Origin of the sequence: Tissierella praeacuta DSM 18095 (genome assembly GCF_900128955.1) — a bacterium.
GTDB lineage: Bacteria > Bacillota > Clostridia > Tissierellales > Tissierellaceae > Tissierella > Tissierella praeacuta.
This window is the reverse complement of sequence record NZ_FQTY01000006.1, coordinates 59,896-84,268: the sequence shown is the minus strand read 5'-3', so window position 1 is coordinate 84,268 and position 24,373 is coordinate 59,896. Positions and strand designations below refer to the sequence as shown.

The window sequence follows — 24,373 nt, the reverse complement described above, 5'->3', positions numbered from 1 at the left end:
GTTTTTTTACTATGTTTTTTAATATATTGTATTGGATATTACTATTTGTTATGTTATAATTTTATGATATAATAGGTTAGTTTAAAGTGGATAAATATATCGTTAAGGAGGAAGTTGTAGATGAAGGCAGTGTTAGGAAAGAAAGAAAATAATAAAGTGGATTTTACCATTGAAATATCTGAAGTTGATTTTGAAAAGGAATTGCAAAAAGCATATTTAAAAAATAGGGCTAGATTTAATATTCCAGGATTTAGAAAGGGAAAAGTTCCAAGAAAGATTATTGAGATGAACTATGGAGAAGGTATCTTCTATGAAGAAGCTATAAATGCCATTTTACCACATGCTTATAGTGATGCAGTTGAAGAGTTGGGACTTGAACCAGTTGATCAGCCAATTGTGGATATTGAAGAAATTGAAAAAGGAAAACCTATTTTAATTAAAATTGAAGTAATAGTAAAACCAGAGGTAGTTCTTGGTGAATACAAAGGTATAGAAATTGAAAAAGTAGAGTATAATGTTACAGACGAGCATGTAGAAGATGAATTAAAGTCAGTTCAAGAAATGAACGGAAGAATAATTGATGCTGGAGATAGGGCGGTAAAAACTGGAGATGTTTTGACAATTGATTATGCTGGATATGTTGATGGGGCACAATTTGATGGAGGAACAGCTGAAGGACAAACTTTAGAAATAGGCTCTGGTAGATTTATTCCAGGTTTTGAAGAACAATTAGTGGGTAAAAATAAAGGAGAAGAGGTAGATGTAGTTGTAACATTCCCAGAAGAATATCATGCAGAAGAATTAAAAGGGAAAGAAGCTACTTTTAAAGTAAAAATTCATGAAATAAAAGAAAAAGAGTTGCCAGTAATAGATGATGAATTTGCAAAAGATGTATCTGAATTTGATACTATTGAAGAATATAAAACAAGTATTAGAGAAAAACTAGAAGAAGAATTTAAAAACAAAGAAAAAGCAGAAAATGAAAATAACTTAATTGAAAAAGTAATAGAAAACTGTCAAGTTGACATACCAGAGGCTATGGTAGATTCTCAATTGGAAAATGAATTAGGAGAATTTGACTATAGGATGAGAATGCAAGGTCTTAACTTAGAGCAATACTTACAAATAACTAACTCAACAGAAGAATCTCTAAAGGAACAATTAAAACCTATGGCAGAAAAGAGAGTTAGAGGAGATTTAGTTCTAGAAGCTATTGGTAAGGCTGAAAATATTGAAGTAACAGAAGAAGATATAGATAAAGAATTAGATAAAATGGCAGATTCATATAAGCAAGAAGATAAAGAAAAATTTATAAAAGACATGAAAAAAGGTGATTTAGCCTTTTTAGAAACAGCTATTATAAATCAAAAAGTTATTGATTTATTAGTAGCTAATGCTAAATTCAAATAATTAATGGAGGGATGTAAAATGACTTTAGTTCCTATGGTTATAGAGCAAACCAACAGGGGAGAAAGGTCCTATGATATTTACTCTAGATTATTAAAAGAAAGAATAATATTTTTAGGCAGTGAAGTTAATGATATGACTGCGAATTTAATAGTGGCTCAGTTATTATTTCTTGAAGCAGAAGATCCAGACAAAGATATTCAACTTTATATAAATAGCCCTGGTGGTTCAGTAAGTGCAGGATTTGCTATATTTGATACTATGCAATATATTAAACCAGATGTTTCAACTATATGTATGGGTATGGCTGCTAGTATGGGTGCATTTTTATTAGCAGCAGGTGCAAAAGGTAAGAGATTTGCATTACCTAATGCTGATATTATGATACATCAACCTTTAGGTGGTGCTAAAGGTCAGGCAGAAGATATTAGAATTCAAGCTGAAAAAATAATTGAAATAAGGGAAAGAATAAATAAGATACTAGCCGATAGAACTGGTCAACCATTAGAAAAGGTGTCTAAGGATACAGATAGAGATTATTATATGACAGCTGAAGAAGCTAAGGAATATGGTATAATAGATGAAGTAATATTAAGAAAATAAATTAAGTGAGGTGTCATCGTGGCTAAATATGATGAAAGACAGCTCCGTTGCTCTTTCTGTGGAAAGCCACAGGAACAGGTTAGGAGGCTTATTGCAGGGCCAAATGTTTATATATGTAATGAATGTATAGAGTTATGTCAGGAAATTGTTGAAGAAGAATTTGTTGATAATTTTGATTATGATATGCAAGAGTTACCAAAGCCTGCTATTATAAAGGAAACTCTAGATGATTACGTTATAAAACAAGAGAGGGCTAAAAGGGCTTTAGCTGTAGCAGTTTATAATCATTACAAAAGAATAAATAAAAAACCAACAAAACATAATGATGTAGAGCTTCAAAAGAGTAATATTATTATGCTAGGACCTACAGGTTCTGGTAAAACTTTGCTTGCTCAAACCTTAGCGAAGATACTGAATGTACCTTTTGCTATAGCAGATGCCACTTCTTTGACAGAAGCTGGATATGTTGGTGAAGATGTTGAAAACATAATATTAAAGCTTATTCAAGCAGCGGATTACGATATTGAGAGAGCTGAAAAAGGGATAATATATATAGATGAAATAGATAAAGTAGCTAGAAAAACTGAAAATCCATCTATTACAAGAGATGTTAGTGGTGAAGGGGTACAACAGGCATTACTTAAGATTTTAGAAGGAACTGTTGCCAATGTTCCACCTCAAGGAGGAAGAAAACATCCACATCAAGAGTTTATCCAAGTGGATACAACTAATATATTGTTTATAGTTGGTGGTGCCTTTGATGGATTAGATAAAATAATTCAAAATCGTGTAGGCAAAAAAGCTATGGGATTTGGAGCAGAGGTATCATCTCGGAAGGATGCTAAAATAGGTGAGCTTTTAAAACATTTACAACCGGAGGATCTTCTTAAGTTTGGACTAATTCCAGAATTTGTTGGAAGATTGCCAGTTATAGTAACCTTAGAAGAATTAGATGAAGAAACATTGGTTAAAATTCTTACAGAACCCAAAAATGCTCTTGTAAAACAATATAAAGAGTTGTTTGCAATAGATGGAGTAGAACTTGAATTTGAAGAAGAAGCACTCATTGCTATAGCTAAGAAAGCAATTGAAAGAAAGACTGGAGCAAGAGGGCTTAGAAGCATAATAGAAGAAAATATGTTAGATATTATGTATGAGATACCTTCAAGGGATGATATAGAGAAATGTGTTATAACTAAGGAAACAATAGAAAACAAGGTAGAGCCTACTTTGGTACTATCAGATAGAAAAAAGAAAAGTAGGTCTAAGAAAACAAGCAACAACGAATCTGCATCTTAAAGGCTCACATTTGTGAGCTTTTATTTGTATTTAGGGATAAAATTGTGCATATATCGGGAGGATAAAAAAGAATGAACCAGTATAAAATACAAAATAAAACCCTACCACTCATACCTTTAAGAGGAATATCAATATTTCCTCACATGGTTGTTCATTTTGATGTTGGGAGGGAAAAATCTATAAATGCTTTAGAAAATGCTATGTTAGATGATTCGTCTATCTTTTTATGTACTCAAAAGGATACGAAAATGAATGAACCAGCTGTAGATGATTTTTACCATGTAGGAACAGTTGTAAAGGTTAAACAAATGTTAAAATTACCAGGTGGAAGTATTAGAGTTTTAGTTGAAGGTATAAATAGGGGTAGAGTAATTAATGTGGTTCAAGAAGAGCCATTTTTCATAGCAGAAGTTGAAGAATTATCATATGATGAGGAAGATATAGAAAAGGATATAGATTTAGAAGCAGCTATGAGACTTGTAATAAATGATTTTGAAGAATATCTTTCTTTTAATGATAGAATTTCTTCTGATATTTTAATTACTATAATGGATATTGATGATCCAGGAAGATTGGCAGATGTTATAGCATCATATATATATTTAAAGATAGAAGATAATCAAAAGATATTAGAAACAATTGATTTCTATGAAAGATTAGAATTGCTTCACATAATATTACAAGAAGAAATAGAAGTACTGAAAATTGAGGATAAAATAAACCAAAGAGTAAAGAAACAAATAAATAAGGTTCAAAAAGAATATTATCTCAAGGAACAAATAAAGGCTATACAAAAGGAATTAGGGCAAGATGATGATATTATGGCAGAAGCAGAAGAGTATGAGGAAAAGATAGAAAAAATAAAGATGCCTAAGGAAGTAAAAGAAAAGGCACTGAAGGAGGTTGAAAGACTTCTAAAGTTATCACCTCATTCACCTGAAACTGGAGTTGTTAGAACTTATTTAGACTGGCTTATAGATTTACCTTGGGATAAAGAGACAAAAGATAAGATAGATATTAAAAAATCAAGAGATATATTAAATCAAGACCATTATGGACTTACAGATGTAAAGGAAAGGATATTAGAGTTTATAGCCATAAGAAAACTAACTAATAGTATGAAAGGACCTATAATTTGTTTAGTGGGACCTCCTGGAGTTGGTAAGACATCAATTGCTAAATCAATAGCTAAATCTCTCAATAGAAAATTTGTTAGAATGTCTTTAGGTGGAGTAAGAGATGAAGCTGAGATAAGAGGTCATAGGAGAACTTATATTGGTTCTATGCCAGGAGGCATAATTAATTCTATGAAGAAAGCTGGGACTAAAAATCCAGTGTTTCTATTTGATGAAGTTGATAAACTAAGTAGTGATTATAGGGGGGATCCTTCTAGTGCATTGTTAGAAGTATTAGATCCAGAACAAAATACTACATTTACTGATCATTATTTAGATGTACCCTTTGATTTATCTAAGGTGCTATTTATAACTACGGCAAATACCACTGCTACAATACCAGCACCGCTTTTAGATAGGATGGAAGTCATTAGAATATCTGGTTATACAGAGGAAGAAAAGCTAGAAATAGCTATAAACCATTTATTGCCAAAGCAATTAAAAGAACATGGATTAAGTAGTGATAATCTAATTATATCCCAAGCAGCCATAAGAGGTATAATCAATAATTATACTAGGGAGGCAGGAGTAAGAAATCTAGAAAGAAATATAGCTAATGTTTGTAGAAAATCAGCTAAGAAGATAGTAGAAAAGAGTTTGAAATCAGTAAGAATAAATAGTGGTAATTTATCAAATTATTTAGGAATTGAAAAGTATAGGTTTGATACATTAGGTGAAGAAAATCAAATTGGTGTAGCTAATGGATTGGCTTGGACATCTGTTGGAGGAGAAACCCTTTCAGTAGAAGTTAATACAATGAAAGGAACTGGCAAAATTCAATTAACTGGAAAGTTAGGAGAAGTCATGAAGGAATCTGCTATGGCAGGTATCAGCTATATTAGAGCTAATTCTAATATATTAGGTATAGAATCAGATTTTTATAAAGAAATGGATATTCATATTCATGTACCAGAAGGAGCTATACCAAAGGACGGACCATCGGCAGGTATTACCATGGCTACAGCTGTTATTTCTGCACTTTCAAATACTCCAATTAGTAGAGAAGTGGCTATGACAGGAGAGATAACATTGAGAGGAAGAGTTTTACCAGTAGGGGGAATTAAAGAAAAAGTATTAGCAGCAAATAGGATGGGAATTAAGAAAGTATTATTACCTATTGAGAATGAAAAGGATTTAGAAGAAATTCCAGATAAGATAAGAAAGAAGATGACTTTTGTTCTAGTAAAATCTATGAAAGAAGTATTGGAACATGCATTGTTAAAGAGGAATGATAATGATGAAGATAATTAAATCTGATTTACATGCAATTGCAGTAGGACCAAAACAATATCCACAAGATGAACTTTCAGAAATAGCCTTTGCTGGGAGATCTAATGTTGGAAAATCATCTTTTATAAACTCTATGATTAATAGAGCAAACTTGGCTAGAACTTCAGGAAAACCTGGGAAGACAAGAACAATCAATTTTTATATTATAAATGATAGCTTTAGGTTTGTAGACCTTCCAGGCTATGGATATGCTATAGCTTCTAAATCAGAGAAGGAAAAATGGGGAAAGATAATTGAAAAATATCTTACTGATAGAAAAAACTTAAAAGAAGTCATATTAATAGTAGATATAAGACATGAGCCTACAGAACAGGATTTAATGATGTATCAGTGGATTAAATCCTTTGGATATACTGGTATAGTTATAGCTACTAAGGCAGACAAGATATCAAAGGGAAATTGGCAGAAACACATAAAGGTAATAAAGGATAAACTGGAAATAAAAGATACAAATCTTATTATACCTTATTCATCAGAAAAAAAGATAAATAAGGATAAGGTTTGGCAAAAATTTGAAGAGATTTTAATGTAGATAAGAATTTATATTGTTTCCATAAAAAATTCATCCATTGTGTGTTTATATATAAAATAAAAACCAGTGGCATTATGCTACTGGTTTTTATGTAGAGAACAATTGATTTATCGTTCCAATTATTCTTTTGAAAATTGATCCTTGTCAGCACCACAAACAGGACAAACCCAATCAGCAGGAACATCTTCCCAAGCTGTTCCTGGAGCTACTCCATTATCTGGATCTCCTTCAGCTGGATCATATACATAACCACATGGATCGCATACATATCTATCCATTTACATTCTCCTTTCATTTTGTAATCATATAGATAATACCCAAAAAAACATATAATAAACCATAAAAAAGTTTTGATTAAAATTTTATTTTTACTTATGATACAAATAGGTTATATTGGGAAAAAAATGGGTAAAATAAAAACTAAGAGATATAATAATATAATTAGATGGAAGTGATGACATTGGATTTTAAATACAGCGGAATAGTATGTTCTGATTTGGATATGATAAAAAATTTTGTTGAGGATGTTTTAAAAAAACTGAATAATATAATAGAGAACAATGATATAATGTTTGATATAAGATTAATACTCAATGAATTAGTTATCAATGGTGTTTTACATGGTAATGATTGTATTACATCTAAATGTGTTAAACTATCATTAGAAGTAAAGGAAAATACTTTAACGATTCAGGTAGAAGATGAGGGAACTGGTATAGATTATAATTTAGAATCCTATGATCCTAGCGATTTAAAATGCTGTGGCAGGGGGTTAGTTATTGTCAATGGTCTTTCTGATGAATTCTATATCCAGAAAAACAAAGTTACTGCAATAAAACATATAAATTAGGAGGTGGAGTTATGAAAAAAATATCCATAATGCTACTAGCTGCTGTAGTATTAATTGGTGGATTATTACCTAGTACATCATATGCAAAAAATGACTATGATAAAAAATTACAAGAGGCAATAATTAAAGTAAAAAAGCTCCTCAATATATCTGATAAATATGATACATTTACATCCAATGTAAGTTCATATGAAGGAAATACCAATTTTTATTTAAACTGGACAGATTCTACTGGAAAGTTAAATAATATTGATGTCAATGCTGATATAGAGGGAAATATTATTTCTTATAATAGCTATTCACCAATATATAAAGAACCTAAATCAAAATTACCTAATTATACGAAAGAAGAAGCACAAAAATTTGCTATGGAATTTATAAATAAAATAGATTCAAATATTTTAAATTCAATTAAATTGCTTCCAGAAAAATATCCAGAAAATACTATGGATACAGAATACCGTTTTAATTTCAGTCGTTATGTAAATGATATACAATTTCCTCAAAATTCAGTGAGTATAACTGTAAATAAATATTCTGGAGATATTGAGAGTTATTATGTTGAGTGGGATAGAAAATTAGTTTTTCCTTCACCAAAAAACGTAGTAAGTTTAGACAAAGGAAAAGAAGCATATAGGAAAGAAATTGGAATTAAACCAATGTATAAGACGAGGGTTCGTTATGGTATTAGAGCTGAAGAAAAGAATAATTATTATTTGGCTTATTCCATATTAGAACAAAATAAAGGGATAGATGCTTATACAGGTAAAAAGATAGATCTAAATCATTATGGTCCATATTATGGAATGCGTGAAGAATTAAAAGAGAATAGTTCAGTGGAAATGGGCATTACCCCCGTAGAGCAAGAGGCTATTGACAAATTATCAGGATTATTAGACGAGAAATCAGCAGAAAAAAAGGCAAGAGAGTTACTAAATATAGATATTGATTATAAATTAGAGAATAAGAATCTTTATGGTGATTTTAAAAATCCAGAAGAATATATATGGAGTATGTATTTTTATAAAGAAATATCTAAGGAGCAACCTTTGTATATACAAATAGGATTAGATGCTAAAACGGGAGAAATATTGAATTTTAATACTACTGTATATCATGAAGCAAATGCTAAGTCACAAATATCTAAGGACAAAGCTTTGAATATAGCAAAAGAATATATTAAAAAAATGGAGCCTTCTAAATTTAATGAAATAGAGTTAATAGAAGAACAGTATATAGAAGATAATCAACTAAGTTATAATTTTCAATTTATTAGGAAAGATGGAGAGATATATGTTGAAAATGATAGTATTCGTGTAGGCGTAGATGGAGTTACTGGAAAGGTAATTTCTTATAATTTAGATTGGTTTAGAGGTAAGCTTCCTTCAAAGGATAATCTTATTTCAACAGACAAGGCTTATGATATATTGTGGAATGAAATTGGATTAGAATTAATTTATGTTAAGACTTATGATTATACTAAATCAGAAAATAAAAATTCTGAAATAAAATTAGCATATACATTAAAGAAAGATAAACCTGTTATAATTTCTGGTATAACAGGAGAGATATTAGATTATTCAGGGAAAGCATATAAAGATATAAAGCCAATATCCTACAAAGACATAAATAACTCATATGCTAAAGATAAAATAATAACCCTAGCTGAATATGGAATTGGTTTCAAAGGAGAAGAATTTAAACCTAAGGATAAAATAAAACAAAAAGATTTTGTATATTTACTTTGGAAATCAATGAACCAGTATGTAAAAGATGACCCAACAGAAGAAGATATATATAAAGAGTTCATATCATCTGGTTATATGAAAGAAGAAGAAAAAAATCCGAATAAAATTGTTACGAAGGAAGAGGCTGTTAAATATATTCTTAGGGTAATGAATATGGATAAAGTAGCTGAAATAGAGGGAATATACAAAGAGATGTTTAAAGATGACAGAGATGTATCAAAAGACTTAAAAGGATATATAAATATTGCCTATGGACTAAAGATAATTACAGGAGATGGAAAGGGAAATATAAAACCAAGATATGAGTTAAATAGGGAAGATGCAGCTAATATGATTTATAAGTATATTTTTAATCAGTAACAAATAAGCAACAAAAATCAGGTCTTAAAGGAATAGACCTGATTTTTTATATAAAGCTTAATATTATATTTTGATTTATGATTAAAGTATGGTAAAATGAATTTTGTTAAAGATATATAATGATTTTAAATATGAAAGGATATGTTTTATGAATAGTACAAGAAATGATATAAGAAATATTGCAATAATAGCCCATGTAGACCATGGAAAAACAACATTAGTTGATAGTCTATTAAAGCAATCAGGAGTTTTTAGAGCTAATCAAGTAGTTGAAGATAGAGTAATGGACTCCAATGATATAGAGAAAGAAAGGGGTATAACCATATTAGCTAAGAATACAGCTATATATTATAAAGATTTTAAAATCAATATTATAGATACCCCAGGCCATGCAGACTTTGGTGGAGAGGTAGAGCGTGTGCTTAAAATGGTAAATGGTGTAATATTAGTAGTAGATGCTTTTGAGGGGCCAATGCCACAGACTAAATTTGTTCTAAAAAAGGCATTTGAATTAGATTTACCAGTTATAGTCTGTATCAATAAAATTGATAGGCCAGAAGCAAGACCAAATGAAGTAATTGATGAAGTATTAGATTTATTTATTGAATTAGGAGCTAATGAAAAGAACTTAGATTGTCCTTTTGTTTTTGCTTCTGCAAAGAAAGGAACAGCTGCTTTAGACTTTAATGATGAAGTAGAGGGTATGGATATATTATTTAAAACTATAATAGATAATATACCAGCTCCAGAGGGAGATATGGAAGCACCTCTTCAAATGCTTATATCTACTATAGATTATAACGAATATGTTGGTAGAATAGGTATTGGTAAGATAGAAAGGGGAAAGATATCTGCTAATCAGGAGGTAATTATAGTAAATAAGGAAGAACCTGAAAAGCAGAACAAAGTTAAAATTGCTAAAGTTTATGAATTTGAGGGATTAAATAGAACAGAAGTAGAAATGGCTACAGTAGGTAGTATTATTGCAGTAACAGGCATAGAAGATATTCATATAGGTGATACCATATGTGATATTAATCATATTGAACCACTACCATTTGTAAAGATTTCTGAGCCAACTATTGCCATGACATTTTCTGTAAACAATAGTCCTTTTGCAGGAAGAGAAGGAAAATTTGTAACTTCAAGACAAATAAGAAACCGATTATTTAAGGAATTACAGACAGATGTAAGTCTTAGGGTGGAAGAAACAGAATCAACAGATGCATTTAAAGTATCAGGTAGGGGAGAATTGCATCTATCGGTTTTAATTGAAAATATGAGAAGAGAAGGATATGAATTTCAAGTATCTAAGCCAGAAGTTCTATTTAAAGAAGAGAATGGTAAAAAAATGGAGCCAATGGAAAGAGTTACTATAGATGTGTCTAATGAATTTGTTGGAGCAGTTATAGAAAAACTAGGTCAAAGAAAAGGAGAACTGGTTAGTATGACTGAATCCAATGGAGGATATGCAAGATTAGAGTTTCTTATACCAGCTAGGGGACTTATAGGATATAGACAAGAGTTTATGACAGATACTAAAGGTAATGGAATACTCAACTCTATATTTGATAGTTATGCCATATATAAAGGTGAAATTCCTAAGAGAAAACTAGGTTCTCTAATTTCTTTTGAAACAGGAGAATCTACTGCCTATGGACTCCATTCTGCTCAAGAAAGAGGTATATTATTCATTGGACCTGGAATACCTGTATATACAGGTATGATAGTAGGTTCTAATCCAAAGGGATTAGATATAGATGTAAATGTATGTAGAAAGAAGCAGCAATCTAATGTTAGAGCTTCAGGATCTGATGAAGCCTTAAGACTTTCTCCACCTAAGAATATGTCATTAGAGGAAGCTTTAGAGTTTATTGAAGACGATGAGTTAATAGAGGTAACACCACTTAGTTTTAGAATAAGAAAGAAAATATTAGATGGAACTAAGAGGTATAAGGCAAAGAAAAATAATTAAGAATTTAGGGGGAAATTATGGAGCTCCTATTGACATCCTATATATGGATATTTAGAAATATATTATGGTTGAATATTTTATTTGCTATATTACTTGTATTTTTTGAAAGAAGAAATCCTACGTCTACATGGTTATGGCTTATGGTTTTGACTTTTTTACCTGGTATAGGTTTTATTCTTTATTTATTTATTGGTCAAGATTTAAGCAAGAAAAAGCTGTTTAAAACGAAAGAACAGGAGGACTATTGTTTTCGAGATTTAGTAACAGTTCAAGAAAAACAAATAGATAAAGATGAATATAGATATAAGGATCCTAATTATATTAAGTATGAGGATTTAATAAAGATGCATTTAATTAGTTCAGAATCATTTTTTACTCAAGATAATAATGTTGAAATATTTTTTGACGGAGAAGATAAGTTTAGAGCATTATTAGAAAGTATAAATAATGCAGAACACTATATTCATCTTCAATATTATATTTTTAAATCTGATGGACTTGGGAAAAAAATAATAGATGCATTATGTAGGAAAGCTCAAGAAGGTGTTGAAGTAAAACTTTTAGTTGATGGTATGGGAGGAAGAAAGTTTTCAAAAAAATATATTAGAAAACTTAAAGCATCAGGTGCAGAAATTGGAATATTTTTTCCACCATTTGTCCCATTTATAAGTTTAAGGATTAACTATAGAAATCATAGGAAGATATGTATAATAGATGGGGAAGAAGCTTTCATAGGAGGATTTAACATTGGAGATGAATATATTGGATTGTCAAAGAAATTTGGATATTGGCGGGATACACATATTAGTATAAAAGGTTCCGCCATTAGCTCCCTTCAATGGAGGTTTTTTTTAGATTGGAGATTTGCTACAGGTAAAGAAATAACTAGATGCCAAACTTATATTGGAGAAGAGGCACTAGGCAATACGGGAATACAAATAGTATCTTCAGGACCAGATTCAAAATGGCCTAGTATAAAAGATGGATACTTAAAGATGATTACTAATGCGAAAGAAAAGGTCTATATAGAAACACCATACTTTATACCTGATGATAGTATTTTTGAAGCATTAAAACTTGCTGGATTATCTGGATTAGACGTTAGAGTCATGATACCATGTAAACCAGATCATCCATTTGTTTACTGGGCTAGTATGAGTTATATTGGTGAACTTTTACAAGCAGGGGTAAAATTTTATACCTACGAAAATGGTTTTCTCCATTCAAAAGTAGTATTGATGGATGATTTTGTTTCTTCTGTTGGTACTGCAAATTTAGACATTAGAAGCTTTAAATTAAATTTTGAAGTGAATGCATTTTTATATGATGAGTCTATAAATTTAAAACTAACAGATAGATTTTTAGATGATTTGCAATATTGCAAGGAAATAACTATAGAAGAATATAATAACAGAAGTAATATAGTAAAGATAAAAGAGTCTTTTTCTAGACTGTTATCTCCTATTCTTTAATAAAATAATCACCTCTGGAGATAATAATCCAGAGGTGATTATTTTGAAAAATATTAGATGGTATATATTGATTATAATAATTATATTTGTATTAAGTGGATGTAAATCATACAAAAATCAGGGAGTTAAATTCGAGAAAAAGGATAAAGCACCTAGAGTGTTAGGGGACATTAGTAGTGGAATACAAGATATATTAAGAGAAGTTGAAGAAATTGAAAATATATTAGATGGAACTGATTTTGAAATAAAAAAGCTTGAATTGAAAAAGGCAGAAGAGAAAGAAAAAGCTCAATTAGAGAATATCATTGAAATAAAAGATGATAATAAGGGGGCAGATAATAATCGAGAAACTATGGGAAAAAAAGTAGGAAAGGAAAATGATGAAAAAACAGAAGATAGTAGGGATAGCCAGCAAAAAAAATATAAGAATAAAGATGAAAAATTATTAGATAAATGGGAAGAAATAAATAAGAAACTAGAAGATATTCACAATAAATGGAACTCCTATGAAACGGAAGGAATGAAAAAAGGCGTAACTTCTGAGATAAGTAATAGGTTTAAGGACAGTTTAAATGCTTTAACAAGTTCAATTGAGGGTAAGAACATAATAGGAATTTATGATTATAGTAGTCAAACTATGTTAAATCTTAGTCCTATATTTGGATTATATAAAGATGAAATATGGGGGGAAATAAATAGATTAAAATATCTTACTTATCAATCTTATTTAAACAGCTTAAAAGGAGATGATTTAAAAACTATTGAACTATTGAAAAGTTCTGAAGAGGATATAAGTAAAATTAGATTAAAGCTTGAAAAAAATGATAGCAAAATAAAGATATTAGATAAAGTTAATCTATCTATAGAAGATATGAATAAATCATTGAAGGAAAATAGTATAAAATTAGTTAGAATTAAAAGGGATATAATAATAAAAAATCTTGAAGAATTGGGTAAATAACAATAATAAGGGGGAGAAAGTATGAAACCAGAAGCAATTAAAGATTATTATATTGTAAATGGACAGTTGGAAACTACAAGAGATTTAAAAATTTTTGATAAAATAGAAAAACCACCTGTTTATGAGGTAATTAGAACAATAGAAGGAGTTCCTCTTTTCCTGGAAGACCATTTGCAAAGAATGACAGATTCGGCAAAAATAATAGGATATGACATAGATAAAGATGAAAAAGACATAAGAAATGATATAAAAACTCTTATCTTAAAAAACAATATAGATAGATTAAATGTAAAACTTTTATCTACTGAAATTGAAGAAATAGGTAAGGTGTTTTTAGTATATAATGTTGAAAGTTTTTATCCACCTGAGGAATTTTATAAAAAAGGTATACATACCATACTATTTCATTATGAAAGAAATAATCCTAATGCAAAGGTGCTATTTACTTCATTTAAGGAAAATGTAGCAAAATCATTAAAAGAAAATAATGCATTTGAAGCATTACTTGTAAATAAATCAGGCTATATACCTGAAGGAAGTCGTTCAAATATGTTTTTTATAAAAGAAGATAAAGTGTACACAGCTAAAGCATCTGATGTATTAATAGGCATTACAAGAAAGCATATTTTTGAAGTATGTAATAAGCTAAATATCAGTATAATAGAAGAAAGTATTCATATAGATGATTTAAATAAGTTAGATGGAGGATTTATGTCTGGAACATCTGTAAACGTATTGCCTATTTCAACAATTGATAATATAGAATTAAATTCTATAAACAATGAAATAATAAAAGAAATAAATAAGGCTTATGTAAGAGAGATGGAGAATTACATTTTAAAAAATAAAAATGAATGGATATAGTTTAATTGATAAATAACAGTTAACAATTAAAATCCTCCGTTATAACTATAATTATTTTTTATTAGTTTTAGTATAACGAAGGATTTTAATTTACATGTCTTGAACTAATTCCACTATTTTTAAAATAGTTTCTACTGATTTTTCCATGGCGAATATTGGTATATATTCAAATTTACCATGAAAATTATGCCCGCCAGTAAAAAGATTTGGACAAGGCAATCCCATATAAGAAAGCCTAGAACCATCAGTACCGCCTCTAATAGGTTTGATTAGAGGTTCAATATTTAAGTCCTCCATGGCTCTCTTAGCAATATCTACTATATGCATAACTGGTTCAATTTTTTCTTTCATATTATAATATGAATCTGTTATTTTTAATGTAATAATCTCTCCATACTTATAGTTTAAGAACTCTACTATTTTAGCCAAAGTTTCTTTTTTGGCTTGGAATTTTTCCATAGAATGGTCTCTTATAATATATGCAATTTCTGTTTTTTCAACAGAACCTTTGAAATCCATTAGGTGATAAAAGCCTTCGTAACCTTCAGTATATTCAGGCCTTTCATTTATAGGAAGCATAGAATTAAGTTCACTTGCTATTAAAATAGAGTTTAACATCTTATTTTTCGCTGTACCTGGATGAACATTTCTACCTTGAATATAAATTCTTGCAGTTGCTGCATTAAAATTTTCATATTCTAATTCACCTACTGGTCCTCCATCTACAGTATACGCAAAATCTGCACCAAACTTCTCTACATCAAAACAATCTGCTCCACGACCAATTTCTTCATCTGGAGTAAATCCAACTTTTATAGTACCATGGGGAATATTAGGATGTTCAATTAGATATTCTACTGCTGTTATTATTTCAGCTATTCCTGCTTTATCATCTGCTCCTAATAAAGTAGTTCCATCTGTAGTGATTAAATCTTTTCCCACGTAATTTTTTAAATCTGGAAAATCTTTTACTGACATAATAATATTTTTTTCGTCATTTAATACTATGTCATTTCCATCATAATTAGATATAATTTTAGGATTTACATTTTTTCCTGACATATCTGGACTAGTATCCATATGAGCTATAAAACCTATAGTTGGAACATTTTTATTGATATTTGAGGATAAGGTAGCCATCACATACCCATTTTCATCTACAGATACATCAGTTAGTCCAAGGTTCTCTAATTCTTTACCTAATATTTTTGCAAACTCAAGCTGATTTAAGGTACTAGGTATAGAAGTAGAACTTTCGTCTGAAGTGGTTTCATATTTAACATATTGTAGAAACCTATTAATTAGTTTATTCATTATATTACCTCCTATATTTATTGTGCATTAGCTATATTATACAACATAAAAAATAATATATTGGGGAATTTTGTAGAAAAAGTAAAAAAAATTTAACTTTACTTCATATGGTTAAGTGCTATAATATTTGTTGGGCAAAATATATATTGAGTTTATAAATGAAGCTACGGGGTATATTACAATAAAATGATAAATCGGATATGTATTTTAACTAGTCTTGTGTAAAACAAAAGAAAGGTAAAGGGAGAGATATGAGTGAAAAATGGTGTGAGAAAAATATAAGAAGAGAAATTCAAATTAAGCGAGAAGAACTTAATAAGATACTCTTAGAAGGACTAGATAAGGACAAAATTTTAAGATTTAGTCAAGAATTGGATTTGCTAATAAATAAATATTATTCATTGTATATACAAGATAAAAAGCAGCAGATTGTATAAATCTGCTGCTTTTTTATCCTAAAGTGACATCTAATATCATCATCACAATAAATCCAATAATTACTCCATAAGTGGCTTCTCTTTCATATCCATTATTGTGGGTCTCAGGTATTATTTCATCAGATATAACAAATAACATTGCACCAGCTGCAAATGCTAATATAAAAGGAAGTATGGGTTTAAATATAGATACAAGACCGATTCCCAATAAGCCTCCTATGGGCTCTACTAAGCCTGTTAATAATGCAATTAAAAAAGCTTTTTTAACATTATATTTCTCTCTCACTAAAGCTAAAGCTACAGCTAAACCTTCAGGCATATTCTGTAGACCTATACCAATAGCAATGGATAAACCATTTTTTATATTATCATCACCAAATCCAACACCTACAGCTAAACCTTCAGGAAAGTTATGTAGAGTTATTGCAATGATAAACAGCCAAATTTTCTTTAAAGATGTACTAGAATTACCTTCTTTTCTTTTATCTAACAGATGAACGTGAGGAGAGTATTTATCTGTTAAGTCTAGGAAAATGGAACCTGCTAAGATACCTAACCCAGTTATCATTGCACCTTTTACTCCACCACCTGAAGCTTCTAAACTAGGTATTATAAGAGAAAAAGAGGTAGCAGCTAGCATTACACCAGCAGCAAATCCAAGTAAGCTATCTAACATTTTCTCTGAAATATTTCTAGTAAAAAATATAGGTATTGCACCTATACCTGTCATTAGACCAGCTACTGTACTAGCAAGTATACCTAATATAAAAGTATTTTCTAATATATTCATTATCAGACCTCCTTTTATATTAAGTATAAGAATGTATATTTCTTAAGTCAAGGTCTAAACTAAAAAAGGGATGCCTACAAATAAAACAATAATTAAAATCAATATTGCAATTATCCAGAATAAAGTCTTTTTCTTGATAAAGAATAATTTCATAAAGCTCAACTCCTTAAAATAATAGTATTATAATCTATTTAAAAAATAAAAAATATATACCATTATTTTTATTTTACTGTTAATTCTATTGATATAATGTTGTATAATATTAGTTGGGAAAGGGAGGGAATAAAAATGACTGTAAAAATATTAAGTGATAGTGCCTGTGATCTGTCAAAAGAAATAATAGAAGAATATAATATAGAAATCTTACCTATTATTGTAATAAATGATAATAAGGAATACTTAGATAATATTACTATAACTCCAAAAAAGGTATATGAAGATATGAGAAATGGTCAAGTGTATAAAACAGCACAAATACCACCGAATGTATTTAAAGACAAATTTACAGAATATGCAAAGAATGGAGATAGTGTAATCTATATAGGGTTTTCATCAGGCTTATCAGGAACGTATCAAACTTCATTGATTATAAAGGAATCAATAATTGAAGAATATCCTAATTTTGATTTAGATATAGTGGATACAAAGGCAGCGTCAGGTGGTTTTGGTCTTATAGTGTTGGAAGCTGCAAAATTAGCGAAGAAAGGGAAAACAAAAGAAGAGATATTAAAAGCAGTTGAATTCTATAAAGAAAATATAGAGCATATATTTACGGTTGATGATATAGAATATTTATTTAGAGGTGGAAGGGTATCAAGAATGCAGGCATTTGTAGGTGGTTTACTAAATATTAAACCTGTACTTCATGTGGAAGATGGTAAATTAATTCCATTAGAAAAAGTAAGAGGAAGACATAAAGTATTTAAATGTATGTTGGATATAATGGAGGAAAGAACAAAAAAGGCTAATTTAAAGGAGCAAATAATTTGTATAACTCATGGTGATGATTTGAAAGGAGCATTGAAACTTAAAGAGTTAATCATAGAAAGATTTGGAGCTAAGACTTTTATCATAAATATGATAGGTGCATCAATAGGTGCTCATTCTGGGCCTGGTACAATAGCATTGTTCTTTTTAAGAGAAAATTATATAGAATAAATAAATAAGAGCTAAATAATAGAAAAAAATTCTTTTATTTAGCTTTTTTTAATAAAACTATAGACAAATATAAATTAAGGTAGTATAATAAAAGATGTTGAAAAAAGCATATGCACCTTTAGCTCAGATGGTAGAGCAACTGACTCTTAATCAGTGGGTCCAGGGTTCGAGTCCCTGAAGGTGCACCAAAGAGTAAGAACCTTATAAAATATAAGGTTCTTACTTTGTTTTTAGAGTATTTAATTTGTCTTTAATTTCTGTAACAGTATAAGCTTGTTGAACTTTAAATCTAATAAGATCCAATTTAGCAGATTCTAAAGCTTTATTAACAAAATCATCTCTAGAGATTCTATCATCTTTAAGATGGCTACTGTCATCAAGTTCTATTGCTAATAGTGGAACTAAAGAGTTTTTATCACATAATAAAAAATCTATATGTTTAGATTGAATTTTATTAAAATAAGATTGCCTTTTATCAGTTTTTCCCACTACAATAATATCGGCTAATCTAACTTTTGGACATATATAATAAGCAGTGTCTTTAATTGCCAAGGTTAGAATATCATAGAAATTCTTTTCAGCCACTGATAATAAGTATTTTTTCTTTTCATAAGGATAAATATCGTCAAAAATATCTGACTTAGTATTTTTATTCTTTAAAATAGTAGTAAGAAATGATATTATAATAACAATTCCAACTATAGGAAATAAAGTTTTAAACATAAAAATCCCCCCTGTATTTTTTAAAATTATTATAACATAGGAAATTAGTTAAATATAGCCATAAAAATATAAATTCATAGCTTTATATTTTCAAATTAGCCTTAGACTTATATTTGCCATAAACTTTATCTATATTGTATAATACAAGTATAGATTACCTGGAGGGAATATAATGGAAAACAATAGTTATCTAACCGAGATGGAATATGTAGATGCCATAATGATAGTTGATAGGCATGGAAGAATAGTATATTCTGTAAGATATAATCCGAGATTTGATAGCAATGTTTGTGAAGATGATTTTGAAAATATTATAAATAGAAACTTTTTGGAAGTGTATCCAGATATTAATCCTAAAGATAGTACCATGATTAAATGTATAAATGAAGGGAGAGCTTTTTATTTACCTCAACAGGTATTTAGTGATTATAAGGGAAGAATAATAAATACTCAAAACCTTACAATACCAATAATAAAAAGTGGCAAAATTCTTGGAGCAATAGAATTATCTAAGGATATAACTAAAATTGAAGAACAAATTAAAAATAAAACAAATTTTTCAAAAAATCTTTTTAAAAAAGAAAAGGTTCAAAAAGATGCAATATATACTTTTGAAGATATAATAACATCCAATAAAGAAATGCTACATAATATAGAAAGGGCAAAGATTATATCAAATAATCAATCATCAGTTATAGTCTATGGAGAAACTGGAACAGGTAAAGAGTTATATGTTCAAGCCATACATAATTATAGTAATAGAAGAAATAAACCTTTTATAGTACAAAACTGTGCTGCTTTGCCGGAAAATCTATTTGAATCCATATTATTTGGTTCAGTTAAGGGAGCCTTTACTGGAGCAGTAGATAAACCAGGATTATTTGAGGAAGCACATGGAGGAACACTATTCTTAGATGAGATAAATTCTATGCCATTAAACCTTCAAGCTAAACTCCTAAGAGTATTACAAGATGGTAGAGTTCGTAGAGTAGGAGGAAATAAGGAAAAGGAAGTAGATGTACGAATAATTTCAGCAATGAATATAGAGCCAATTAAAGCTATGGAATTAGGTCAAATTCGGGAGGATTTATTCTATAGATTATCCGTAGTAAATATAAAGTTATTACCTTTGAGAAATAGAAGAGAAGATATAATGTTATATGTAGACTATTTCATCAATATTTATAATAAAAAATATAATAAGGAAATAACAGGAGTATCTGATGAAGTAAAAAGGTTATTTTTTAATTATAGCTGGCCTGGTAATGTAAGGGAATTGCAACATATAATAGAATCCTCCATTAATTTTGTTAAAGAAGGAGATATAAAGCTAATTCATTTACCAGTGTATTTGAACGACAAGATAAATGGAGATAATATAAAAGAAAATGAATATAGTTACAATATTGGTTGTTCTAAATCCTTAGATGAAGTTCTAGAGGGAATAGAGAAACAAATGATATTTAAAGCATTAGAAGAAACTAATGGAAATATAACTCAAGCAGCATCATTACTCAAAATAACTAGACAAAGATTACATTATAAATTAGATAAATATAGAATAGAATTAATATAATGTTAAATAAATAGCAAAAAAACTTTCACAAGATGACAGATTTCTGTCATCTTGTGAAAGTTTTTTTATGTTGAAATGATAAAATAGTTCTAAAAACTACTGGCATGAATTTTGCAAATATTTAAGATAGTAGATAATCAAGTAAAAGAATGGAGGTAAAAATATGGAATTAACTTTAAGAAAAATTAATGTAAGAGAAATTGCTTTTGGTTCAACTACAAAAATAAATAATGGAATTTTAACAATATCTAAAAACGAGATAAAAAACTTGATATTGGAAGATGAAAGAATATCAGAAGTAAAGATAGATATAGCCAGACCAGGAGAATCCATAAGGATTATACCTGTTAAAGATGTTATAGAACCTAGAGCTAAATTAAATGGAGATGCTTTCCCAGGGATAGATGGTGAAATTGAAGATGTTGGGAGAGGGGTCACTTATGCACTAAAAAATTGTGCAGTAATTACTACAGGACCCATAGTAGGATTTCAAGAGGGGATAATTGATATGAAAGGTCCTTTGACTCAGTATACTCCATTTTCAAAATTAAACAACCTTGTCCTTAATATAAAGAAGAAACCTGAAGTAAGTCCTCATGAGCACGAAGAAGCAGTAAGAGTTGGGGGGATAAGGGTTGCCCATTATATTGGAAAGAAAGCTTTGGAATCTGACTATGATGAGGAAGATATTTATACTTGGGATAATATAGGAGTAAAATCACAAGAATACCCTCATTTACCAAAGGTAGCATATGTTTATCAATGTGTAGGTCAAGGGCTATTACATGATACATATTTTTATGGAAAAGACACTAAGACCATGGTATCAACAATGGTTAATCCTTTAGAAATATTTGATGGGGCATTAGTAAGCGGTAACTGTGTATCAGCAGGTTCTAAAACTACAACATATCATCACCAAAATAATGCCATAATTAATGAATGCTTTAAAAGGCATGGAAAAGAAATCAATTTTATAGGAGTAGTTTTAAGTCCTATGACCACATTTTTAGCAGATAAATATAGAAATGCAATAATTACAGCTAGAACCATAGAAATGATTGGAGCAGAGGGAGTGATTCAATCTCAAGAAGGATTTGGGAATCCAACAACTGATTTAATGATGATATGTAAAAGACTTGAAAATAAAGGAATCAAAACAGTCCTTATAAGTAATGAAGATGCAGGGGTAGACGGTAAATCTGAATCCTTACCAGATGGAACTGTTGAAGCTAATGCCATGGTGTCTACAGGAAATAGCAATGCAACAATAAGGATACCAAAGCTGGATATTATACTGGGAGATTTAGATGCTCTAGAGCATGTTACAGGAGGTTTTAAAGGCTCTAGACAAGAAGATGGGTCTTTAATTATAGAAGTCCATGGTATAATGGGCAGTCACAATTTACAGGGATTTAGTAATTTATCAGCAGTAACAATTTAGGGGGTGAAATAATGAAGAAAATATTATTTTATACTAATCAATTTTTTGGACAAATTGGAGGAGAAGATAAAGCAAATATTCCACCACAAATAAAAGAAGGTGCAGTTGGTTCAGCAAATTTATTTAAGGCTTTAAATGGAGAAATAGTAGCAACTATAATTTGTGGAGATAACTACTATGCTGAAAATATAGAAGAAGCAAGAAAATTTATATCGGAACAAATAGATAAATTAGAGCCAGATATGGTAATTGCAGGACCAGCATTTAATGCAGGAAGGTTTGGTATAGCTTGTGGCGATATATGTAATTTTGTTAAGGAAAAATACGGCATAGATACCATAACTGGAATGTATATTGAAAATCCAGCAGTTGAAATATATAAAAGCAATACTTATATAGTAGAAACCAGTAATTCGGCAGCTGGAATTAGAAAAGCAGTACCTAAAATAGTAGAGTTAGCCAATAAAATACTAAATAAAGAACCTATTGGTTTACCAGAAGATGAAGGATATATGCCTAAGGGAGTAAGAATAAATGTATTTTATGAAAAAAATGGTGCGGAAAGAGCATTAGATATGCTAGTTAAAAAGTTAAAGGGAGAAAAGTTTAGGACTGAAATTCCTATACCCACTTACAACACTATTATTCCAGCCGAACCAGTAGCTGATATAAAAAAGGCAAAAATTGCTTTACTAACTACTAGTGCATTAGTACCCTTGAATAATCCAGATCATTTACCAGCTGCTACTGCAAAGTTTTACAAAAAGTATCCAATAGGTGGAATAGAAGAGTTTAAAGAAGGAGAATTTGAATCAGTTCACGCAGGATTTGATCCAGTGTATGCAAATCATAATCCAAATAGATTATTACCCTTAGATTTACTAAAAGAATTAGAAAGGGAAGGAGGGATAGATAGTTTATATGAGTATTATTTTGTAACAACAGGTAATTCAACATCAGTAGCAGATGCAACAAGAATGGGGAAGGAGATAGCACAGGAATTATTAGATGCAGGAATAGATGGAGCAATTATGACTTCCACATGAGGTACATGTACACGTTGCGGTGCAACAATAGTAAAAGAAGTAGAGAATGTAGGGATTCCAGCAGCACATATATGTACAGTAACACCTATATCTAAAACAGTTGGAGCAATAAGGATAGTGCCAGCAATTGCTATACCATATCCTGTGGGAGATCCTAATGAAACAAAAGAAAAGGAAAGAGAAATAAGGTTAAAAGTAGTAAAAAATGCTATGGATTTATTACAAGAAAAATTTTAAGGGGGAGAATGAAATGAAAGTTGCAGTATTAGGTTCTGGTAATGGTGGATCTGCTGTAGCATTTGATTGGGCAAAAGCAGGGCATGAAGTATATCTATATGATTTTGAACAATTTTCATCTAATATTGATGCTATTAATGAAAAAGGTGGAATTACAAGTTCAGGTATGTTAGAAGGGTTTCAAAAATTAGCATATGCAGGTCATGATTTGGAAAAAACCTTGAAAGGTGCAGAATTAATATTTGTAGTAGGACCAGCTTATAGTACAGAACCTTTTGGAAGAGCTGCAAAACCTTATTTGGAAAAGAACCAAACTTTTATCATATGTCCAAGTTCATGTGGTGGTAGTATTGTATTTAAAAACGCATTGGGATTAAGCTTAGAAAATGAAGATTACTTTATTGCAGAAACAAGTACTTTACCCTATGCAGTAAGAATTAGCGAGCCAGCTAGTATAAATGTGTTTTTAAAATTAAAAGATGGAGTATTTATAGCAGCTTTGCCTGCTAAAAATACGTCTAGAGTTTATGAATTAGTTAAAGAAGTTTATCCAGCTTTAATACCAGCAAAGAATGTATTTCAAACAACATTACAAAATGCTAATCCAGTAATCCATCCATCTGTAACATTACTAAATGCAGCATTGATAGAAAGGACTAAGGGTGATTTTTATTTCTATGAAGAAGGAGTTACTAAGGCAGTAGGAAGATTAATGAAGGAGGTAGATAATGAGAGAATAGCTATAGGTGAGAAACTAGGGTTTAAAATCATAGAAGATCCTATATTAGGTATGAAGCAAGGATATATGCAAGAAGCTACTTATGACAAAGGATATTCAGAAGCTATAGGATTTAAGGGAATAGGAGCACAAGCAAATCTAGAACACAGGTATTTAAACGAGGATGTAGGATACGGTCTAATATTTTTGTCAGATTTAGGAAAGCAAATTGGAGTTCCAACACCAACCATTGATGCAGTAATAAAGATTGCATCGGTTATTATGGAAAAGGACTATGGAAGAGAAAAGAGAAGAACCATGGAAACATTAGGGTTAGACAAATACCAAATAGCAAATTTACTTGAAATTTTATAAAATATTATAAAAACTTGGG

General features: G+C 29.9%; 21 protein-coding genes and 1 tRNA gene. 18 read left to right on the top strand and 4 right to left on the bottom strand.

The features are described 5' to 3' along the window. The first annotated feature begins 120 nt into the window (after nucleotides 1-120). From tig to yihA, 5 genes are all read left to right on the top strand, one after another. A complete protein-coding gene (gene tig, locus BUB33_RS08410) occupies nucleotides 121-1,410 on the top strand; it encodes a trigger factor (protein ID WP_072975429.1) in 1,290 nt (429 codons plus the stop codon). A gap of 18 nt (nucleotides 1,411-1,428) precedes the next feature. Continuing rightward, nucleotides 1,429-2,010, top strand: a complete 582-nt coding sequence (clpP, locus tag BUB33_RS08405; RefSeq protein ID WP_072975427.1) for an ATP-dependent Clp endopeptidase proteolytic subunit ClpP — start codon at nucleotides 1,429-1,431, stop codon at nucleotides 2,008-2,010. 18 nt (nucleotides 2,011-2,028) lie between these two features. Next, nucleotides 2,029-3,309, top strand: a complete 1,281-nt coding sequence (gene clpX / locus BUB33_RS08400) for an ATP-dependent Clp protease ATP-binding subunit ClpX (RefSeq protein ID WP_072975425.1) — start codon at nucleotides 2,029-2,031, stop codon at nucleotides 3,307-3,309. A gap of 71 nt (nucleotides 3,310-3,380) precedes the next feature. Further along, on the top strand, nucleotides 3,381-5,735 hold the full coding sequence (lon, locus tag BUB33_RS08395; RefSeq protein WP_072975423.1) for an endopeptidase La: 2,355 nt from the start codon (nucleotides 3,381-3,383) through the stop codon (nucleotides 5,733-5,735). Beyond that, the gene (yihA, locus tag BUB33_RS08390) at nucleotides 5,722-6,306 is read left to right on the top strand and encodes a ribosome biogenesis GTP-binding protein YihA/YsxC (protein WP_072975614.1); all 585 of its coding nucleotides are present in this window, start codon (nucleotides 5,722-5,724) and stop codon (nucleotides 6,304-6,306) included. The genes lon and yihA overlap by 14 nt, the downstream gene beginning before the upstream one ends. Before the next feature lie 119 nt (nucleotides 6,307-6,425). Here the strand turns inward: yihA and rd are convergent, their stop codons facing one another. Beyond that, nucleotides 6,426-6,584 carry a rubredoxin gene (rd, locus tag BUB33_RS08385; RefSeq protein WP_072975420.1) on the bottom strand — a complete coding sequence of 53 codons (159 nt, stop codon included), beginning with the start codon at nucleotides 6,582-6,584 and terminating at the stop codon, nucleotides 6,426-6,428. A 167-nt stretch (nucleotides 6,585-6,751) separates the two neighbouring features. Between rd and BUB33_RS08380 the strand changes: the two genes are divergently transcribed. From BUB33_RS08380 to BUB33_RS08355, 6 genes are all read left to right on the top strand, one after another. Next, nucleotides 6,752-7,156: an ATP-binding protein gene (locus BUB33_RS08380; protein ID WP_072975418.1), complete on the top strand. Its 405-nt coding sequence runs from the start codon at nucleotides 6,752-6,754 to the stop codon at nucleotides 7,154-7,156. An 11-nt stretch (nucleotides 7,157-7,167) separates the two neighbouring features. Then, nucleotides 7,168-9,264 carry an S-layer homology domain-containing protein gene (locus tag BUB33_RS08375; protein WP_072975416.1) on the top strand — a complete coding sequence of 699 codons (2,097 nt, stop codon included), beginning with the start codon at nucleotides 7,168-7,170 and terminating at the stop codon, nucleotides 9,262-9,264. Nucleotides 9,265-9,412: 148 nt separating this feature from the next. Further along, nucleotides 9,413-11,239, top strand: a complete 1,827-nt coding sequence (gene typA, locus BUB33_RS08370) for a translational GTPase TypA (RefSeq protein ID WP_072975414.1) — start codon at nucleotides 9,413-9,415, stop codon at nucleotides 11,237-11,239. Nucleotides 11,240-11,256: 17 nt separating this feature from the next. Then, a complete protein-coding gene (cls, locus tag BUB33_RS08365; protein WP_072975412.1) occupies nucleotides 11,257-12,711 on the top strand; it encodes a cardiolipin synthase in 1,455 nt (484 codons plus the stop codon). Between the two features lie 43 nt (nucleotides 12,712-12,754). Beyond that, nucleotides 12,755-13,672 (top strand): hypothetical protein, encoded by a 918-nt coding sequence (locus tag BUB33_RS08360; RefSeq protein WP_072975409.1) that lies wholly within the window; start codon nucleotides 12,755-12,757, stop codon nucleotides 13,670-13,672. 21 nt (nucleotides 13,673-13,693) lie between these two features. After that, nucleotides 13,694-14,536, top strand: a complete 843-nt coding sequence (locus BUB33_RS08355; protein WP_072975407.1) for an aminotransferase class IV — start codon at nucleotides 13,694-13,696, stop codon at nucleotides 14,534-14,536. A gap of 90 nt (nucleotides 14,537-14,626) precedes the next feature. On the opposite strand, the gene pepT is transcribed toward BUB33_RS08355, so the two are convergent. Next, complete coding sequence (gene pepT, locus BUB33_RS08350) at nucleotides 14,627-15,850, bottom strand: peptidase T (RefSeq protein ID WP_072975404.1); 1,224 nt, start codon at nucleotides 15,848-15,850, stop codon at nucleotides 14,627-14,629. A 251-nt stretch (nucleotides 15,851-16,101) separates the two neighbouring features. Between pepT and BUB33_RS08345 the strand changes: the two genes are divergently transcribed. Then, nucleotides 16,102-16,287 carry an aspartyl-phosphate phosphatase Spo0E family protein gene (locus BUB33_RS08345; RefSeq protein ID WP_072975401.1) on the top strand — a complete coding sequence of 62 codons (186 nt, stop codon included), beginning with the start codon at nucleotides 16,102-16,104 and terminating at the stop codon, nucleotides 16,285-16,287. Nucleotides 16,288-16,300: 13 nt separating this feature from the next. On the opposite strand, the gene BUB33_RS08340 is transcribed toward BUB33_RS08345, so the two are convergent. Further along, nucleotides 16,301-17,077: a ZIP family metal transporter gene (locus BUB33_RS08340; RefSeq protein ID WP_172463205.1), complete on the bottom strand. Its 777-nt coding sequence runs from the start codon at nucleotides 17,075-17,077 to the stop codon at nucleotides 16,301-16,303. A 288-nt stretch (nucleotides 17,078-17,365) separates the two neighbouring features. Here BUB33_RS08340 and BUB33_RS08335 point away from each other — a divergent pair, with 288 nt between their 5' ends. Beyond that, a complete protein-coding gene (locus BUB33_RS08335) occupies nucleotides 17,366-18,235 on the top strand; it encodes a DegV family protein (RefSeq protein ID WP_072975396.1) in 870 nt (289 codons plus the stop codon). A gap of 112 nt (nucleotides 18,236-18,347) precedes the next feature. Continuing rightward, a tRNA-Lys gene (locus BUB33_RS08330) sits at nucleotides 18,348-18,423 on the top strand. Between the two features lie 31 nt (nucleotides 18,424-18,454). Here the strand turns inward: BUB33_RS08330 and BUB33_RS08325 are convergent. Further along, on the bottom strand, nucleotides 18,455-18,958 hold the full coding sequence (locus BUB33_RS08325) for a DUF2726 domain-containing protein (protein WP_072975394.1): 504 nt from the start codon (nucleotides 18,956-18,958) through the stop codon (nucleotides 18,455-18,457). 172 nt (nucleotides 18,959-19,130) lie between these two features. Here BUB33_RS08325 and BUB33_RS08320 point away from each other — a divergent pair, with 172 nt between their 5' ends. The 4 genes from BUB33_RS08320 (at nucleotide 19,131) to BUB33_RS08300 (ending at nucleotide 24,354) form a co-directional block, all read left to right on the top strand. Then, nucleotides 19,131-20,534: a sigma-54 interaction domain-containing protein gene (locus BUB33_RS08320; protein WP_072975391.1), complete on the top strand. Its 1,404-nt coding sequence runs from the start codon at nucleotides 19,131-19,133 to the stop codon at nucleotides 20,532-20,534. A 163-nt stretch (nucleotides 20,535-20,697) separates the two neighbouring features. After that, nucleotides 20,698-21,978 (top strand): glycine/sarcosine/betaine reductase component B subunit, encoded by a 1,281-nt coding sequence (locus tag BUB33_RS08315; protein ID WP_072975389.1) that lies wholly within the window; start codon nucleotides 20,698-20,700, stop codon nucleotides 21,976-21,978. A gap of 11 nt (nucleotides 21,979-21,989) precedes the next feature. After that, nucleotides 21,990-23,261 (top strand): glycine/betaine/sarcosine/D-proline family reductase selenoprotein B, encoded by a 1,272-nt coding sequence (locus BUB33_RS08310; RefSeq protein ID WP_084725300.1) that lies wholly within the window; start codon nucleotides 21,990-21,992, stop codon nucleotides 23,259-23,261. A gap of 13 nt (nucleotides 23,262-23,274) precedes the next feature. After that, a complete protein-coding gene (locus tag BUB33_RS08300; protein ID WP_072975384.1) occupies nucleotides 23,275-24,354 on the top strand; it encodes an NAD/NADP-dependent octopine/nopaline dehydrogenase family protein in 1,080 nt (359 codons plus the stop codon). Nucleotides 24,355-24,373 lie beyond the last annotated feature (19 nt).

Bases quoted from the DNA above. Each gene is read 5' to 3' on its own strand.
- tig (WP_072975429.1), top strand. From the start codon at position 121: ATGAAGGCAGTGTTAGGAAAGAAAGAAAATAATAAAGTGGATTTTACC.
- clpP (WP_072975427.1), top strand. From the start codon at position 1,429: ATGACTTTAGTTCCTATGGTTATAGAGCAAACCAACAGGGGAGAAAGG.
- lon (WP_072975423.1), top strand. From the start codon at position 3,381: ATGAACCAGTATAAAATACAAAATAAAACCCTACCACTCATACCTTTA.
- yihA (WP_072975614.1), top strand. From the start codon at position 5,722: ATGAAGATAATTAAATCTGATTTACATGCAATTGCAGTAGGACCAAAA.
- rd (WP_072975420.1), bottom strand. From the start codon at position 6,584: ATGGATAGATATGTATGCGATCCATGTGGTTATGTATATGATCCAGCT.
- BUB33_RS08380 (WP_072975418.1), top strand. From the start codon at position 6,752: ATGGAAGTGATGACATTGGATTTTAAATACAGCGGAATAGTATGTTCT.
- BUB33_RS08375 (WP_072975416.1), top strand. From the start codon at position 7,168: ATGAAAAAAATATCCATAATGCTACTAGCTGCTGTAGTATTAATTGGT.
- typA (WP_072975414.1), top strand. From the start codon at position 9,413: ATGAATAGTACAAGAAATGATATAAGAAATATTGCAATAATAGCCCAT.
- cls (WP_072975412.1), top strand. From the start codon at position 11,257: ATGGAGCTCCTATTGACATCCTATATATGGATATTTAGAAATATATTA.
- BUB33_RS08355 (WP_072975407.1), top strand. From the start codon at position 13,694: ATGAAACCAGAAGCAATTAAAGATTATTATATTGTAAATGGACAGTTG.
- pepT (WP_072975404.1), bottom strand. From the start codon at position 15,850: ATGAATAAACTAATTAATAGGTTTCTACAATATGTTAAATATGAAACC.
- BUB33_RS08345 (WP_072975401.1), top strand. From the start codon at position 16,102: ATGAGTGAAAAATGGTGTGAGAAAAATATAAGAAGAGAAATTCAAATT.
- BUB33_RS08340 (WP_172463205.1), bottom strand. From the start codon at position 17,077: ATGAATATATTAGAAAATACTTTTATATTAGGTATACTTGCTAGTACA.
- BUB33_RS08335 (WP_072975396.1), top strand. From the start codon at position 17,366: ATGACTGTAAAAATATTAAGTGATAGTGCCTGTGATCTGTCAAAAGAA.
- BUB33_RS08325 (WP_072975394.1), bottom strand. From the start codon at position 18,958: ATGTTTAAAACTTTATTTCCTATAGTTGGAATTGTTATTATAATATCA.
- BUB33_RS08320 (WP_072975391.1), top strand. From the start codon at position 19,131: ATGGAAAACAATAGTTATCTAACCGAGATGGAATATGTAGATGCCATA.
- BUB33_RS08315 (WP_072975389.1), top strand. From the start codon at position 20,698: ATGGAATTAACTTTAAGAAAAATTAATGTAAGAGAAATTGCTTTTGGT.
- BUB33_RS08300 (WP_072975384.1), top strand. From the start codon at position 23,275: ATGAAAGTTGCAGTATTAGGTTCTGGTAATGGTGGATCTGCTGTAGCA.